This window comes from Pontimicrobium sp. MEBiC01747, assembly GCF_053601635.1.
Genome location: NZ_JBSHNS010000401.1, coordinates 16,037 through 32,843, shown reverse-complemented (window position 1 = coordinate 32,843; position 16,807 = coordinate 16,037). Strand labels below are relative to the sequence as shown.

The 16,807-nt window shown below is 31.4% G+C and carries 13 protein-coding genes and 1 tRNA gene; 7 read left to right on the top strand and 7 right to left on the bottom strand.

All coding sequences use genetic code 11. The annotated features are described in order from the left end of the window. The 4 genes from ACVC2P_RS12945 to ACVC2P_RS12930 form a co-directional block, all read right to left on the bottom strand. The coding region (locus tag ACVC2P_RS12945) for a TIGR04282 family arsenosugar biosynthesis glycosyltransferase (RefSeq protein WP_452598883.1) at nucleotides 1-470 on the bottom strand (470 nt) is incomplete at its 3' end. Nucleotides 471-493: 23 nt separating this feature from the next. After that, entirely contained in the window at nucleotides 494-1,558 is a 1,065-nt protein-coding gene (gene arsS, locus ACVC2P_RS12940) for an arsenosugar biosynthesis radical SAM (seleno)protein ArsS (RefSeq protein WP_452598882.1), read from the bottom strand. Further along, nucleotides 1,551-1,886, bottom strand: a complete 336-nt coding sequence (locus ACVC2P_RS12935) for an arsenosugar biosynthesis-associated peroxidase-like protein (protein WP_087492697.1) — start codon at nucleotides 1,884-1,886, stop codon at nucleotides 1,551-1,553. Before ACVC2P_RS12935 ends, arsS begins: the two co-directional genes overlap by 8 nt. 114 nt (nucleotides 1,887-2,000) lie before the next feature. Continuing rightward, complete coding sequence (locus tag ACVC2P_RS12930) at nucleotides 2,001-2,882, bottom strand: AraC family transcriptional regulator (protein WP_452598881.1); 882 nt, start codon at nucleotides 2,880-2,882, stop codon at nucleotides 2,001-2,003. A gap of 136 nt (nucleotides 2,883-3,018) precedes the next feature. Here ACVC2P_RS12930 and ACVC2P_RS12925 point away from each other — a divergent pair, with 136 nt between their 5' ends. Next, on the top strand, nucleotides 3,019-3,396 hold the full coding sequence (locus ACVC2P_RS12925) for a DUF983 domain-containing protein (protein WP_452598880.1): 378 nt from the start codon (nucleotides 3,019-3,021) through the stop codon (nucleotides 3,394-3,396). 74 nt (nucleotides 3,397-3,470) lie between these two features. Here ACVC2P_RS12925 and ACVC2P_RS12920 read toward each other — a convergent pair whose 3' ends face one another. Beyond that, nucleotides 3,471-4,013 carry a PepSY-associated TM helix domain-containing protein gene (locus ACVC2P_RS12920; RefSeq protein WP_452598879.1) on the bottom strand — a complete coding sequence of 181 codons (543 nt, stop codon included), beginning with the start codon at nucleotides 4,011-4,013 and terminating at the stop codon, nucleotides 3,471-3,473. Nucleotides 4,014-4,147: 134 nt separating this feature from the next. After that, nucleotides 4,148-4,717, bottom strand: coding sequence for a YceI family protein (locus tag ACVC2P_RS12915; protein ID WP_452598878.1), 570 nt, complete (start codon nucleotides 4,715-4,717; stop codon nucleotides 4,148-4,150). A 124-nt stretch (nucleotides 4,718-4,841) separates the two neighbouring features. Between ACVC2P_RS12915 and ACVC2P_RS12910 the strand changes: the two genes are divergently transcribed. From ACVC2P_RS12910 to ACVC2P_RS12895, 4 genes are all read left to right on the top strand, one after another. Beyond that, nucleotides 4,842-5,651, top strand: a complete 810-nt coding sequence (locus ACVC2P_RS12910) for an AraC family transcriptional regulator (protein ID WP_452598877.1) — start codon at nucleotides 4,842-4,844, stop codon at nucleotides 5,649-5,651. A gap of 318 nt (nucleotides 5,652-5,969) precedes the next feature. Further along, the gene (locus ACVC2P_RS12905) at nucleotides 5,970-7,976 is read left to right on the top strand and encodes an MGH1-like glycoside hydrolase domain-containing protein (protein ID WP_452598876.1); all 2,007 of its coding nucleotides are present in this window, start codon (nucleotides 5,970-5,972) and stop codon (nucleotides 7,974-7,976) included. Next, nucleotides 7,969-11,265, top strand: a complete 3,297-nt coding sequence (locus ACVC2P_RS12900) for a glycoside hydrolase family 2 TIM barrel-domain containing protein (protein WP_452598875.1) — start codon at nucleotides 7,969-7,971, stop codon at nucleotides 11,263-11,265. Before ACVC2P_RS12905 ends, ACVC2P_RS12900 begins: the two co-directional genes overlap by 8 nt. A 13-nt stretch (nucleotides 11,266-11,278) precedes the next feature. Next, nucleotides 11,279-14,305 carry an aminotransferase class III-fold pyridoxal phosphate-dependent enzyme gene (locus ACVC2P_RS12895; protein WP_452598874.1) on the top strand — a complete coding sequence of 1,009 codons (3,027 nt, stop codon included), beginning with the start codon at nucleotides 11,279-11,281 and terminating at the stop codon, nucleotides 14,303-14,305. Between the two features lie 292 nt (nucleotides 14,306-14,597). Here ACVC2P_RS12895 and ACVC2P_RS12890 read toward each other — a convergent pair. Further along, nucleotides 14,598-14,670: transfer RNA gene (locus ACVC2P_RS12890), tRNA-Phe, on the bottom strand. A 100-nt stretch (nucleotides 14,671-14,770) separates the two neighbouring features. Between ACVC2P_RS12890 and ACVC2P_RS12885 the strand changes: the two genes are divergently transcribed. Continuing rightward, the gene (locus ACVC2P_RS12885; RefSeq protein ID WP_452598873.1) at nucleotides 14,771-15,499 is read left to right on the top strand and encodes a type III pantothenate kinase; all 729 of its coding nucleotides are present in this window, start codon (nucleotides 14,771-14,773) and stop codon (nucleotides 15,497-15,499) included. Beyond that, nucleotides 15,499-16,806: a hypothetical protein gene (locus ACVC2P_RS12880; protein WP_452598872.1), complete on the top strand. Its 1,308-nt coding sequence runs from the start codon at nucleotides 15,499-15,501 to the stop codon at nucleotides 16,804-16,806. Before ACVC2P_RS12885 ends, ACVC2P_RS12880 begins: the two co-directional genes overlap by 1 nt. Nucleotide 16,807 lies beyond the last annotated feature (1 nt).

Genomic DNA, 16,807 nt, shown 5'->3' with positions numbered 1-16,807 from the left:
GTTTTTAACGCAACTAATTTTAAAATGGTTTGGCGTAATGCTCTTGTTTGCCATGGTAAATTTAAAAACGTTTCTGCATTAAAGTGCGTTTTTGAAATTCCCATTAAATAGAATCCTCCATCTAAAGAAGGCCCTAAAACTAATGCTGTGTTTTGTAGTTTTTTTTCAGCAGCAATTATGTGTGCTGTTTGTAAATGCGGCGTATCATTACCAATAGTAATAACATTGTCGAATCCTTTATTAAAAACAGATTGTATAGCATTTGTAAAACGAGTGCCAAAGTTGTGGCCTTGCTGCTGTTTTTCAGAAATTATAAAATAGGGTAATCCTGTTTGTTTTACCTTATGTTGTATTTGGGCGTTTAGGACATTAAATAATTCAGCCGACTGTTTAAAAGGCTTGTATATTCCTTCTGTTTTTGCAGAGTTTGCAAAAACTAATATGGCTGTATTATGTGTTTTAATGGTCACTAAACTTTAATATCTGTATTGTGTTATGCTACTACACCTTGGCAGCTACTTCCTGCGCCTGCGGTGCAACCATAACAATGTTGCGAAATAATTATTTTTCGGTCTTGTAATAAATCTTCGTTGTATTCGCTAATGTGTTTTACTTTACTAGCGACTTTTAAGTCTAACATTTGGTTAAAATCGCAATCGTATAACCAGCCATCCCAACTTATAGAAATAGTGTTAGTACACATAACATTTTTAACGGCTTCAGAATTATAGGCTTCTACTAAAGAATACATATAATCTTCGTAGTTCTCGGATGCTATTAAGTAGTCTAAAAATCTAGAGATTGGTAAATTGGTAATAGCAAACAAATTATGGAACTGGATTCCGAAGTCTTCCATTAAGGCTTTTTTGAAATCTTTTTCCATAGCCATTTGGTCGCCTGGTAAAAAGGCTCCAGATGGATTATATACCAGATCTAAACGTAAATCACTGTCTGGCATACCATAACCGCGTTCATTTAATTCTTGTAGGGCTTTTATAGACATATCAAAAACACCTTCTCCACGTTGTTTGTCTGTTTTGCCTCTAGTCCAATGCGGCATAGAAGACACAACATGTACATTATGTTTTTTAAAGAAATCTGGTAAATCGTAATACTTTTTGTTGGCTCTAATAATGGTTAGGTTAGAGCGTACAATAAAATCCTTAATACCTGCTTTAGAGGCCTCTTCAACAAACCAGCGAAATTCTGGATTCATTTCTGGTGCACCACCTGTTAAGTCTAAAGTGTGTGCGCCAGTTTTTTTTATAACATCCAAACATTGTTGCATGGTTTCCCGCGTCATAATTTCCTTTCGGTCTGGCCCTGCATCTACATGGCAGTGTTCGCACACTTGATTACACATGTAACCTAGGTTTATTTGAAGGATTTCTAGTTTTTTAGGGACTAAAGGGAATTGTCCTGTTTCTGCAATTTTATCTTTAAAAGTAGGTAATTCACCATCGGCAAAAATACCGTTAGACAGTATTTCTAATTGTCTATTACTACTTGCTAAATCGCTATCTCTTTTTTGAAGCGATTGTGTTTTTAGTTTACCCATCTAATTTATTCACTTTATTCATCATTTGCACACCATGTACTAGAGTTGCCCCACTTTTTATGGCGGCTCCTACGTGTATAGCTTCCATCATTTCTTCTTTGGTTACGCCACGTTGTAAACCATCTTTTGTATAGGCATCTATACAATAAGGACATTGCTCTGTGTGTGCAACTGCTAATGCTATTAACGATTTTTCTCTTGCTGTTAAAGCTCCCTCTTCAAAGACTTTGCCGTAATATTCAAAAAATTTGTTGCCTAAATCTTCACTCCATTCTGTGATTTTTCCAAATTTCCTTAGGTCTGCTGGGTCGTAATATGTTTTTGACATTTTGTTATAACTTTTTTGCTAAGATATAAATCTAAATACTTCAGTCGGAAACTTAGTTATTACTTAACAAGAATTTGTTAAAAATAATATTAAAAAGTATTATTACGGTAGTTGTTAAAGTTGTTGATACTTCTTTTTGAATTGTATAGGAGTTATCTGTGTATGCTTTTTAAAGGTTTTTGAGAAATAGGCGTAGTCTTCATAACCTAATAATTCGGCAATGCTAGATAGAGAATTGTTTGAGTGAACAATTAAACGCTTGGCTTCTAGTAAAACGCGTTCTGTTATGAGTTCGGTTGTTGTTTTGTTTAAAGTAGATTTTGTTATTCTATTTAAATGTTTTGGAGTAATGCTTAATGTATTTGCATAAAAAGCAGCCGATTTGCTTTCCTTATAATGGAATTCTATATTTTGTTCTAACTGCCGCAATGTTTTTAAATAACTAGGTGTTATTACGGTTTCAGATGGAGTGCTTTTTGTATAAACACGTGTTAAATCTATATACAGCATGTCTATAAGGCTAATTATTTTTTCTTTTGCATATTCTTTTTTTTGAGAATATTCTAGGTATAATTCTTTAAACTTTAGTTGAATCGTAAAAAGAGTGTCTGTATTTAAAATAATATGTGGTGGATTTTTATAGGAATAATAAAAAGGAAAATGAGTTACTTTTTTATTAGCGAAGTAAAACTCGTAAAAGTCTTGAGAATGAAAGAAAATATAGCCTTGTGGGGTACTATTAAATGTCCAATAATGCGTTTGCCCAGGTTTTAAGAAAAAGACACTGCCTGTTTTAATTGCATAGGTGTTAAAATCTATTTCGTGTTTACCAGTGCCAGAAGTGAATACAACACATAAAAAGAAATTGTGTTTATGCGGTTTGTGTACAATTGCTTTATTTTTTTCTAAATGTTTACTTAAGTCGTTACAATAGAAGTTTTGTAAGGATTCCTCCTGCTTAAATTGTTTTATGTTTAAAATAGGTATGGTTTTCAATGTGGTGTAATTATGTCCTAAATGTACAAAAAATGGAGATAAATGTATGAGGTTTATTTACGGGTAAGGTTATAGTTTTGCAGAATAAAATATGTTACATATCGCATTTTGTGATTTGTAAATTAAAATAGAGGTTATGGCATTTTTTAAAAAAACAAAATTGTATAGTATTCTAACGGGTAATTGTCCGGTTTGTCATAATGAGAGTATGTACTCCGAAACTAATCCATATATTTTAAATAAAACATTAAAAATGCAAGAGCGTTGTAGCTATTGTAAAACTAAATACAAGATTGAGCCATCTTTCTTTTTTGGAGCTATGTATGTTAGTTATCCTGTAGGGTTGTTTTTTGCAGGGTTAGTTTTTGTGTTGTCTTACTTAGTTTTTAATTTTAGTTTAACAACAACTTACGTGTTAATTGTTTTATTGATGGTTGCTTTACAGCCTATAATAATGAGATTAGCGAGAAATATATGGATTAACTTTTTTATGAGTTATAAAGAAGGAAATTAATATATGATAGCAATGATATGAATTAAATATATAGCTGGTTATAGAAAGTCCTGCTTAAATTAGTACTTAATATTTTATGAAAATAATACAAGAAATATAATAGGGAAGAGCATGCCTGCGACAGCTAGCTTCCACCCTCTGCCTTTAAATCCTTTTTTTCCTAATGGTATTAAAACGCCTGTAATTGCAATGACTAACATTGCTATTCCAAAAATATCTGAATACCATACCCAAAAGCTATTAGTAGATTTATGTAAATACATAGTGTGGCCAATTATTGGCACTTTACGTTTGTATTCTATAGTACCTTTTCCTGTTTTTATATCTCCATCAAAAATGGCATTATTTTTAAAGTATATACGTAGCTTACCATCTCTTACTCTATGCCCATCGTATTCTCCTAAGGTCTCGGTTTTGCTTTTAAGATAATTGTTAGTAAGTTGCTGTTCTTTTAATAGATTTTTAAATTCAAATGGCTTGCTTTCGTATGTATAATTCATAGGATACCAATCTTCTCGATGATTTAATACAATTCCAGATATAGAGAAAGCAATAATTAATCCGACATAGAAAAAAGCCAAGTCTCTGTGTAAGCTTCTATTAGTTATTTTTGCCATTTATGGTCTTTTTAAGTGTTAATCACTTTATATAAGCATGTTTTAAATATGAAATTCCCAAGGCTAGAAATAAGCCTTGAGAAGTTCACTAAAATTAATTAGCTAAGGGGGAATTATGCGTTTTTTTGTGTGTATTATTGGGCATTCATCTCTATGTTTACTGTAACTTCAACTTCTTTCCCTATTGGACTCATACCATTTCCTAAGTTAAACGTTTCACGTTCTATAGTTGTTGTTAGTTTTAGACCAGCTTTATATTTTCCGCTGCGATCATCTTTTATAACTCCATTTAATTTGCCTGTAAAAACAATTGCTTTAGTTATACCATTTATTGTAATATTTCCTTTTGTTTCAAATTTGTTATTTTCTAACTGCTTAAATGAGCTACTATTAAAGGTAATAGTTGGATGCTTTTCTACATTAAAGAAGTCTGGAGATTTTAAATGGTTATCTCTACTTTGTTGGTTTGTATTAATCGTAGTCGCCTCTATAGAAACCTTAAACATTGGTTTTTCAAATTGCTCATTTGTAGTTGTTGCGTCTATATTAAAAGCTTCAAAGTGCCCCGTTACCTCAGAAATAGCAAAATGAGATACTGAAAATGTAATTGAAGAATGAGAATTATCTACTTTCCAATTAGTTTGTGCATTTACAGATATAATTAGTACCATTAATGCAATACATGTTAAAACGGTTTTTTTCATTTTTTATGTTTAATTTTATAAGAGCAAAGATATTTTCTAACTGTATGTTTGCAGTTATTAAAAAAGGCGTTTTACTTATGAATTTGAGCTTGTGTTGAATAAAGAGAATATACCGTTATATAACTTGAATACCTTGTATGATATTAATATCGAGGATATTTCGCATAAAAATGATTATAACTTTAATGCTATTCATCGTCATAACTATTATGAAATCTTGTTCTTTGAAGAGGGCGGTGGTTTTCAAATTATAGACTTTAAAAAAGTGCCTATTAAGGCAAATAGCTGTTACGTTATTAAGCCTAAACAAATCCATTTGTTAAAACGAGACTCTAATGCAGATGGTTTACTGATTCAGTTTACAGATAAAATGATTTTGCCTGATGTTTTTTTAATGACATTATCTTCTTTAAAATTACACGTAGGAGTAACTTCTGTCTTTGAAGAGCATTTAGAGCACTCACGTTATTTTATGAGTCTATTAAAAACGATTAGAAATTTGCAGAAAAGTAAAGGTAGGTTTTATAAAGAACGATCTATACATTTATTATCTAGTTTTTTATATGCTTTAGAAGATGTTTCCGAAAATCAAAACAAGGAACACCTCTTAACCGATAAAAACATAATAAAGTTTATAGATTTAGTAGAGAAACACTTAAATACATATACAATTAACAGCTATGCAGAGTGTTTAAATATGTCTTCAAAAAAATTAAGCCTAATTGTAAAATCTCAGTTAGGTATGACGCCTTTAAAGTATATTCATAATATTCTATTACTAAATATAAAAAGAGATTTAGTTTTTAAGCAATTGAGTTTTAAAGAAATTGCTTATAACTATAACTTTGACAGTCCTTCAAATTTTAGCATCTTTATAAAGAAGCAGACTGGTAAAACACCTTCGCAACTGCAAGAAATGTTAAACTACTTTTAGTTTTAACCTTTATCTATACTAATTAGTTACAGTTAATACATTTTACATTAACAAGGATAATTCGAAAATAATAAAAGCTACTAGTCTCTACTAGTTTGTTTCGGGTAAAAAAAATACATTTGTTTTATAAGTATAATTCTTATTAAAGAAAATGGTATTACATTAAAAAATAAAATTAGCGACTTAGTTAATGACTTTTTTATAGAAAAAGGCGGTGTTTTTTATTATTCCTGGTGACAGAAATTTAATAAGAGTTATAAAAAAGAAAGAATTAAAACTAAAAAGTAGCAAACGTTCAATGGATAATTCAATTAAAAGATGACTAAAAACACTTATATTTTACTAATAATAACAGTATGTCTTTTTGCAAGTTGTAACGGCAAAAAAAACATTGACAACAATAAAACATCTTTTAAATACTTAGAAACACAAAATAACTTACTTAATTATAAAATAACACCTAGGCATAAGTTCGATAAAAATGGTTTAATGTTCTCCGATCAAGGAGCATGGTTTGCATATAGTTTTCCAGATTCAACAAACATAACGGGTTTTACGGGGCCTTTTTTAATGACGCAACAAAATGGAATATGGAGTAGTAGTGCATTAACAAACTTTGTTATAGATAACACAAAATGGATTTCGCATAAAATAAAAAGTTATAACAGTCATTTAGAACAAACATACCGCTCAAAAAAAATAGAGTTGCAACAACAACTAGTATTTATTTCGGGGCACACAGCAGCAATAAAAACGATTATAACTAATAAAAGTAAATCTATAATAGACTTAAATTATAGTTTTAAAAATAATAAGCTGTTAGCCGATTCATTAAAACTTTCAAAGCATAAGAATGAATTAATTATAAAATCGTCTAAAACGGAAGCTATTGGGCATGTTGTTTTTCCCGAAGAAATTAATATAAGTGTAACAGGTAGCGGTTATACCTCTAATAAAGTAACCGAAACATTAAAACCTAATGCCTCAAAAGAGTTTACTGTTTATCAGAGTTTTATTTTCCCAGAGTACTCTTGGCAAAAAGAGCAGAAAACGAGTTTAACTCTAGATTTCGACACATTGTTATTAGAAAGGAGAATAGAAAAAAACAACCAGTTAAAAACCCTCATACAAAATAGAAAGAAGCAATTTCAAAATAATGAATACGCTCAAGTGCTATCTAAAGCACACGTAACCTTGCAAAATAATTGGCGTATACCTACAGGAGAAATTAAATACGAAGGATTATTTCCTAGTTACCATTATACGTGGTTTAATGGTTTTTGGTCGTGGGATTCATGGAAGCATAGTGTGGGGCTATCTTATTACAATACAGATTTAGCAAAACAACAAATTAAATTAATGTTCGAGTTCCAAAACAAAGATGGTTTTATTGTAGACTGTGTCTATAGAGATACTACTATAGAAGCACATAATTATAGAAATACCAAACCACCATTATCTGCATGGGCGGTTGCTAAAATTTATGAAAAAGATAAGGACATAGCTTTTGTACAAAACATATACCCTAAACTTATTAATTACCATAATTGGTGGTATAATAAGCGAGATCATGACCAAGATGGGCTGTGTGAATATGGCTCTACAGATGGAAGCTTAATAGCCGCAAAATGGGAAAGTGGTATGGATAACGCTATTAGATTTGATAACTCTAAAATTCTTAAAAATAGTGAAGGAGCATATTCTCTAGATCAGGAATCTGTTGATTTAAATGCGTACTTATATGCAGAAAAATTGTATTTGGCACAATTAGCAACAGAACTAAAAAAAGAGGAAGAAGCCAAAAGATTAATAAACGAAGCAAGTATTTTAAAAACAAAAATTCAGAAACAATTTTACGATAAAAAAGACGGTTGGTTTTATGATACTAATTTACAAGGAACTCAATTTATAAAAGGAGAAGGAAGTGAAGGTTGGACTGCGCTTTGGGCTAAAGCAGCAACCAAAGAGCAAGCAGCAAAAGTGAGAATTAAAATGATGGATGCTACAAAATTTTATACCAAAGTTCCTTTTCAAACAATGAGTGCAGACCATGCAAAATTCGACCCATTAAAAGGGTATTGGCGAGGTCCAAATTGGTTGGATCAAGCCTATTTTGGAGTAAAAGCATTACGTAATTACGGATACAATGAAGATGCAGATAAGGCTACAGTGCAAATTTTAAAAGGAGCAGAAGGACTACTGGAAAAAGGCACTGCTATTCGAGAAAATTACCACCCACTAACAGGAAAAGGATTACACGCGCACAATTTTAGCTGGAGTGCAGCCCATATTATTATGTTATTAATAAACGAAAACAATGGTTAAAACAACAGGATTTGTAATAACTCTTTTTTTATGCTTGATATCATTTAGTCAAGAAAAAGACCCTATAAAAAACTATAGATATTATATAGAAAACGAACAAGTTATTCAAGAAAATAAATTAGACGCTCATGCTTCTTTTAGCTCATATAACTCATACGAAAATCTATTTAATGCTAAACCAGAATATTACCAGACTTTAAACGGTGTTTGGAAATTTAATTGGGTAAGAAACCCCAAAGATAGGCCAACTGCTTTTATAGACCCTAAAATAGATGTCTCACATTGGGATGATATAAAAGTACCTTCAAACTGGGAAGTAGAAGGTTTTGGGATTCCTATTTATGTTAATCATCAATATGAGTTTGCAGACTATAAGGCGCCCGTTGCAGACGATATGGAGTTAGTAGATACCTATTACCCTAAAAAGCCTGGAGATGTACCAAATAAGTATAATCCTGTAGGCTCTTACAGGCGTAACTTTACCATAGATAAAAGTTGGAAAAATAAAGAAACTTTTTTACATATTGGAGCAATGAAATCGGGAGGGTTTGTGTGGCTTAATGGCCAATACATAGGCTACTCTCAAGGTAGTAAATTACCTGCAGAATTTAATATTACAAAAGCTATAAAAGAAGGCGAAAATAGTTTAGCTATTCAAATTTTTAGATGGACAGATGGTTCGTATTTAGAATGTCAAGACTTCTGGAGAATTAGCGGTATTGAACGCTCAGTATACATATATGCACAGCCTAAATTACGTATTCAGGATTTTGAAATAACATCTAGTTTAGATGGAAGCTATAAAAATGGCATTTTTGAACTTTCGGTAGCTTTAAAGAATCATTTGTTAAAAGCGCAAAAAGGAAAACTATCATATAAGTTATTAGACGAAAAACAAAATGAAATAACCTCAGAAGAAAAGAGCTTTTCTGCTAAGAAAAAGAGCAAACAAAGCGTTTCTTTTTTTAATAACATTCCTAATGTAAAACAATGGAGTGCCGAGCACCCTAATTTATATACGCTAATTATAGCGTTAAAAGATAAAAACGGACAAGTACTAGAAGTAACAAAAAGAGAAATAGGATTTAGGTCGGTCGATATTAAAAACGGACTGCTTTTAGTAAACGGACAACGCATTACATTAAAAGGCGTAAATACTCAAGAAACAGACCCAGAAACAGGCCATGCAATGTCTGAAGCGCTTATTTTAAAAGACATAAAACTTTGGAAAGAAAATAATATTAATGCAGTACGGCTAAGTCATTACCCAAGAGGACGACGTTTTTACGAATTATGCGATAAATATGGTTTATATGTGGTAGATGAAGCTAATATAGAATCTCATGGCATGTATTATGGTAAATACTCTTTAGCAAAACAACCTAACTGGGAGAAAGCTCATGTAGACAGAATGGTACGTATGGTTAAGCGAGATAGAAATCACCCCTCAGTTATTATTTGGTCTATGGGTAATGAAGCAGGTAATGGTGTTAACTTTTTTAAAGGCTATTATGCTATAAAAGCAAATGATAATACTAAAAGGCCGGTGCAATACGAGCGCCCTTATAAGGATTACGATGGTAGTTTGTATGATATGGATAGTAATACAGATATAATAGTTCCGCAATACCCATCACCAGCTAGATTTAAGGAAATTGGGCGTTCTAAAACCGATCGTCCTTTTATACCTAGCGAATATGCACATGCAATGGGCAACAGCACAGGGAATTTTCAGGATTATTGGGATATTATTGAGCAATACGATAATTTACAAGGAGGCTTTATATGGGATTGGGTAGATCAATCCATTTGGAAAACTAATAAAAAAGGAGAACGATTCTATGCCTATGGAGGGGATTACGGAAACAATATGCCTACCGATAATACTTTTTTAAATAACGGTATTGTGTTTCCAGACAGAACACCACAACCCGCGTTATACGAAGTTAAAAAGGTGCATGAATTTATTAATTTTAAACAAAAAGGAATTAATAAACATAACGAATTACGTGTGCTAGTAGAAAACTTATACGACTTCACTAATTTAAATCAATTTAACTTTTCTGCGAAAATAAAAGCAGACGGAAAAGTATTACAGGAAATTAAAATTGAAGATATAAATGTAGAAACACATACAGGTAAACTTATTCGTATACCATTAAAAGCTATAGATTTTAAAGATAATACAGAGTATTTTGTAGAGATTTCAGCAAAAACTAAAAAGAAATGGGGATTACTATTAGAAAATTTTGAAGTAGCCCATGAGCAAATTGCCCTAACATCTAAATTTAAAGAAAAACGAAGTAAATTACTTCCAGCAAAACAAACACTTACTGTAAAAGAAGAAAATGATAACATCATTATTTCTAATGAAGATGTAAATATTGTGTTCTCTAAAAAAACAGGAATAATTAATACATATAAATTTCAAAAAACAGAGGTTTTTAAAACGGGAAAAGCTCCCAAACCTAATTTTTGGCGAGCAGTAACAGATAATGATTTTGGTAATGCTATGGATAAAAGTAACATAGCATGGAAAGCAGCTTCGCTTAATACTGTACTGAGTAAGCTAGAATATAAATACGATGATGCCTCAAATGTTATTGTAAATGTAATATATAAGCTGCCAGCTGTAGAAACGACATTTCAGTCGAGTTATACTATTCAAGGAAATGGTGTGGTTTATATAGAAAACAAGTTGAATAAAACTAATTATAAAGGAGATATACCTAGAATTGGTATGCGAATGCAAACTCCTAAAAACTACGAAAATTTAAGCTATTTTGGTCGTGGGCCATGGGAGAATTACCAAGACAGAAAAGTATCTGCCTTTGTAGATCTGTACACTTCTAAAGTAAAAGAGCAATATGTGCCATACATTAGGCCACAAGATAATGGCTATAAAACAGATGTAAGATGGATAGCGGTTTCAAATAATGAAAATAATGGAGTGCTATTTGTAGCAGGCAATACAAATGTATTAAGTTTTAGTGCGCTCCACATGGAAAATGAGGATTTTGATACTACTGCTGGACTAGATTATAAAAACTCTAATAAAAGCAAGCACACTACAGATATTAAGGAAAAAGATCTGGTGCAATTAAATATAGATTTAGGGCAGCGAGGTTTGGCGGGAGACGATAGTTGGTATTCTAAACCTCAAGAAAATTACCAGTTTAAGGGAAATAAAACGCATCAATATAGTTTTTACATAATTCCATTTAAAGACAAAACAGAAAAGCACTTTATTCAATTGAGTAAGTTGTACCGTTATAAAACTAAAGAGTAATACCGCATAAGTAATGAGTTATAAAAATTTGCAAATAACAACAGCTCAAGCAGAAAATGTTCTTTACGAGCTTTTTAGTGTAAAAGGAAAAGCTTTGGAGCTTCCAGGAGAAGTAGATTTTAATTTTAGAATAAAAATTGAAAACGGAGACGGTTATATTTTAAAAATATCACGACCAGATGAAAATGAAAATTATCTAAACTTTCAACAACAGTTACTACAATTTGTTGAAAAAAATGGAAAAAAACTAATAGCACCTAAAGTAATAAAAGATAAAAACGGAAATACAATTTCTGAAATTCTGGATCATAAAGGACGTAAGCGAAAAGTTCGTTTATTAACTTGGGTATCAGGAAGGGTTTGGAGTAATGTAAATCCGCAACTAGACGACTTACGTTACAGTTTAGGTGAACAGTGTGGGTTACTTACAAAAGCATTACAAGGATTTAATCACGCAGAAGCACATCGTAATTTTGAGTGGGATATTACACAATCGTTATGGACAAAAGAATATTTGAATTTATTCTCGCTAGAAGAAAAAAAGATGTTATCCTCTTTTCAAGAACAATTCGAGACAGTACAAGACACTTACTCTAAACTTAGAAAAGCAGTTGTTCATAATGATGCTAATGACAATAATATAATTGTATCTAATACATTAATAAACCCTGTCGTAAAAGCAGCTATAGATTATGGAGATGCTATATATACCCAAATTATAAACGATTTAGCTATTAGTTGTGCTTATTGTGTAATGCACCATAATAATCCGTTGCAAGCAGCACTACCTATTGTAAAAGGCTATCATTCTACTTTTTCATTACAAGAAGAAGAGTTGAAGTATTTATATATAACTATTGCAATGCGATTGGTTATTTCGGTTACAAAATCAGCTATAAATAAACAAAAAGAGCCAGATAACACTTACTTATTAATTTCAGAAAAGCCAGCTTGGGAAGTGTTAAAAAAATGGAGCAGAATACACCCAGAATTTGCAGAATACGCATTTAGAAACGCTTGTGGTTTTACTGCGCATCCAAAAGAAAAACAATTTCAAAAATGGGCGAGTGAGAATCAATTTAAACTTTCAAAACTGTTTCCTACAATTAATAATGATGAAGCTTTTCTTTTAGATTTAAGCGTATCTAGTAAATGGGTAGGACATCAAGAAGACTTTAATGATTTAGAGTTGTTTCAACTTAAAATAAATCAGCTTCAAAAAAAGATACCTAATAAAGTTATTGCAGGTGGTTACCTAGAACCTCGACCACTATACACTTCAACAGAATACGATACAATAGGAAATAATGGAAGAGAGAGTAGATCGATTCATTTAGGTGTAGATTATTGGTTGCCAGAATATACAGCAGTACATGCGCTTTTTGATGGAGAAGTCGTTATAGCAGTAGATAACTCTAAGTATAAAGAATATGGTGGATTGCTAGTTTTAAAACATGATATAGATAATTTAACATTTTATACATTATATGGGCATTTAACTGTAGCAAGTGCAACACAATATCAACTAGGTGACCATGTAAAAAAAGGAAATAAAATAGCTGAGTTGGGTAATACAATAGAAAATGGAAGTTGGGTACCACACTTACACTTTCAAATCATGCTTTCATTGTTTAATTATACAGATGATTATCCAGGTGTAACGTATTTAAGTGAGATAGAAATTTGGAAAAGTATTTGCCCTAACCCAAATCTGTTGTTTAAATTAGAGGCACTTCAACATCAAAAAACAACTAGTAATAAAGAATTAATAACTTACAGAAAACAACACCTAGGTAAGAGTTTAAGTTTACAGTATAAAAAACCAATAAAAATGGTACGAGGTGCTGGACAGTACTTAATGGACCAATATGGAAGAAAATATTTAGATACAGTAAATAATGTTGCACATGTAGGTCATGAACACGCTTCGGTAGTAAAAGCAGGACAGCAGCAAATGGCACTTATAAATACAAATTCGCGCTATTTACATGAAAATATTAACGAATTAGCCAAAGAACTTATAGAAACCTTGCCGCCAGAACTTAATGTTTTGCATTTTGTTAATTCAGGTAGTGAAGCTAATGAGTTAGCTATTAGAATGGTAAAAGCATCAACAGGGCAACGAGATATTATTGCATCAGAGGTAGGTTATCATGGAAATACAAATATGTGTATAGATATCTCATCCTATAAATTTGATGGAAAAGGAGGGCATGGAGCTCCAGAACATACTCATATTTTTCCATTACCAGATACTTTTAGAGGAAAATATACAGGAGATGATGCCGCGAATAAATACGTAGAAGAAGTACAGAAACAGATAGATATAGTACATGCAAAAGAACGAGGAGTTGGAGCATTTATTATTGAGTCAATTATTTCGTGTGGAGGACAAATAGAACTACCAGAAGGGTTTTTAGCAAAAGCATACAAAAAAATAAGAGCAGTAGGCGGATTGTGTATATCAGACGAAGTGCAAACAGGATGTGGCCGAATGGGGAAAACATTTTGGGGGTTTCAATTGCATAATGTAACTCCAGATATTGTAACAATAGGAAAACCATTAGGAAACGGTCATCCTTTGGCAGCAGTTGCATGCACTAAAGAAGTAGCTAGTGCTTTTGCAAATGGAATGGAATACTTTAATACTTTTGGAGGTAATCCAGTATCTTGTGCCATAGGAACTGAAGTGTTGCGTACAGTAAAACGTGAAAAACTACAAAAGAATGCTTACGAAGTTGGTGAATTTTTAAAATCTAAATTAAAGCAACTATCAAATGATTTTCCAATTATAGGAGACGTTCGTGGACAAGGGCTATTTTTAGGAATAGAATTAGTAGACAGTAATAAGAAACCATTAGCATTACAAACAGAATATCTAGCAAATAGAATTAAAGATCATGGTATTTTAATGAGCACAGATGGGCCAGACCATAATGTGTTAAAAATAAAGCCGCCAATTGTATTTAATAAACAAAATGCAGAAGAGTTGTTGTTTTATTTAGAAAAGATTTTAAACGAAGATTTTATGAAAATATAAATGTTTTACGTTATAGTACTAGATTAATCATGATGTTAAATATAAATTATTGAACACCTAACCTAAAGAAAATAATAAGCAACTTTAGAGGCAAAATAGGAGTAACTTTTAAATTAAGAGAAGAAAGTATATTCTCTTTAACAATTCTGAAAAACTAAAGCCCTTTCTTTTCCGATTAACAATAATATTTGCATAAACACAACTTTTAAATTTAATCCTCATTTATGCTAAAGCCAATAAATAAAAAACCCTTGAAAATCTTTCGATAATCAAGGGTTAACATTTGTTCTAGTGGTGCCTCCAGGAATCGAACCAGGGACACAAGGATTTTCAGTCCTTTGCTCTACCAACTGAGCTAAGGCACCAGTGCTAAATGCGGATGCAAATATATAACGTATTTTAGTTTCTGCAAAGGAAAATTAATAAAAAATCGTTTTGTAAATTAGCTTTTTTTAAAATTGAACCATGAATTTAATTATAGATATAGGTAATACGTACACTAAACTAGCTGTTTTTGAGTTGGATAAGATGCAAGAGAAAGTTGTTGTAGAAACTGTAGATATTTTAAAAAAAATTAAAAAAATTAAAAAAAAATATCGTGAAATAGAAAAAGCGATACTTTCATCTGTAGGAAAAATCAACGAAAATGATTTTAAATTTCTTAAAAAGGAGTTTAAATTAGAAGTTTTAAATCATAAAACAAAGGTGCCATTTAAAAATCTATATTCTACGCCAGAGACATTAGGAATAGATAGAATTGCATTGGTTTGTGCATCGGTAGAGAAATATCCAGATCGTAATGTCTTAATAATTGATGCGGGCACATGTATAACATTCGATTTTATTAACTCTAAAAACGAATATTTAGGAGGTGCCATTTCGCCAGGTATAAATATGAGATATAAAGCATTACATAATCAAACAGCTAATTTACCGTTACTAGATATAGAAGTACCAAAAAGCATTATTGGTACATCTACAAATACAGCAATACATTCTGGCGTAATTAATGGTGTTTTAAACGAAATTGAAGGAAATGTTAATGTTTATAGAGAAAAATACCCAGATTTAACAGTTATTTTAACAGGAGGAAATACTAAAATGTTGTCTAAACAATTAAAAAGTAGCATATTTGCCAACTCGAATTTCCTTTTAGAAGGATTAAATTTTATTTTACAATATAATTCATACTAATGATTAAAAAACTTCTATTAGTTTTTATTGCATGTTTTGCAATTCAAAGTTACGCCCAAGAAGGGACAGCATCTCCTTATTCCTTCTTTGGAATAGGTAGTTTAAAATTTAAAGGTACTGTTGAAAACAGAAGTATGGGGGGCTTAAGTATTTATAAAGATAGTATTCATATAAACTTAAGAAATCCAGCAACCTATGGTGGGAATAATATTGCATTTTATCAAAACGAAAGTAGACCTGTAAAATTTTCAGTAGGAGGAAGCCACACAACTACAAAACTTAAAAGTGATAATAGTAGTGATAGAGTACAATCTTCTACATTCGATTATTTAGCACTATCTGTACCTATTGGAAAATTAGGAATAGGTTTTGGGTTATTACCATACACATCTGTAGGATATAAATTAGAAAATAATAATGCAGACGGAAATTTAAATACTCGATTTAATGGAGAAGGAGGCTTAAATAAAGCCTATTTTTCTGTAGGATATCAAATAACTAAAGGGTTAAGTGTTGGTGTAGATGCTAATTATAACTTCGGAAAAATAGAGAATAGTACTATAGAATATAGCTATAATAATGAAGGAGAACTATTACAAACACAATCTAAAGAATCTAATAGGTCAGATTTAAGTGGATTAAATTTTAATATAGGGCTACATTATCAAACCATGATAAGCGATAAATTAGAATTACAATCTGCTCTTACGTATTCGCCTACCAGTGACATTACGTCTAACAACGAGCGTTTTTTTAATAGTTTAACTATAAATCCTAATACTGGAGCAGAATTTATTGTTAATACAATAGAAGCAGACCTAGAAGCATCAGGTTTAGACAGAACAACATTAACATTACCCTCTAAATTTACTATAGGAGCCGGAATAGGACAGCCTAGAAAATGGTTTGCAGGTATAGACTATACCTCTCAAAAAACAAGCGAATTTTCTAATCCACTATATGCAAATCAAGGAGCAGCTTACGAAGATGCTTCTACACTATCTATAGGAGGATTTTTTATTCCAAAATACAATTCGTTTACAAGTTATTGGGATAGAGTGGTTTATAGAGCAGGTATGCGCTTTGAAAAGACAGGTTTGAATATAAATAATGAGTCTATTAAAGAGTTTGGCATGTCTTTTGGAGTAGGTATACCAGTTGGAACAGTATTCTCTAATGCTAATCTAGGAGTAGAAATAGGACAAAGAGGTACAACAAACGCAAATTTAATAAAAGAAAACTTTGTTAACTTCCAATTAAGTCTATCTCTAAACGATAGATGGTTTAAAAGAAGAAAATATAACTAAC

Excerpts from the sequence above, each read along its gene's own strand:
- arsS (WP_452598882.1), bottom strand. The coding sequence starts at position 1,558 with ATGGGTAAACTAAAAACACAATCGCTTCAAAAAAGAGATAGCGATTTA.
- ACVC2P_RS12885 (WP_452598873.1), top strand. The coding sequence starts at position 14,771 with ATGAATTTAATTATAGATATAGGTAATACGTACACTAAACTAGCTGTT.
- ACVC2P_RS12900 (WP_452598875.1), top strand. The coding sequence starts at position 7,969 with ATGGTTAAAACAACAGGATTTGTAATAACTCTTTTTTTATGCTTGATA.
- ACVC2P_RS12920 (WP_452598879.1), bottom strand. The coding sequence starts at position 4,013 with ATGGCAAAAATAACTAATAGAAGCTTACACAGAGACTTGGCTTTTTTC.
- ACVC2P_RS12915 (WP_452598878.1), bottom strand. The coding sequence starts at position 4,717 with ATGAAAAAAACCGTTTTAACATGTATTGCATTAATGGTACTAATTATA.
- ACVC2P_RS12880 (WP_452598872.1), top strand. The coding sequence starts at position 15,499 with ATGATTAAAAAACTTCTATTAGTTTTTATTGCATGTTTTGCAATTCAA.
- ACVC2P_RS12905 (WP_452598876.1), top strand. The coding sequence starts at position 5,970 with ATGACTAAAAACACTTATATTTTACTAATAATAACAGTATGTCTTTTT.
- ACVC2P_RS12925 (WP_452598880.1), top strand. The coding sequence starts at position 3,019 with ATGGCATTTTTTAAAAAAACAAAATTGTATAGTATTCTAACGGGTAAT.
- ACVC2P_RS12935 (WP_087492697.1), bottom strand. The coding sequence starts at position 1,886 with ATGTCAAAAACATATTACGACCCAGCAGACCTAAGGAAATTTGGAAAA.
- ACVC2P_RS12895 (WP_452598874.1), top strand. The coding sequence starts at position 11,279 with ATGAGTTATAAAAATTTGCAAATAACAACAGCTCAAGCAGAAAATGTT.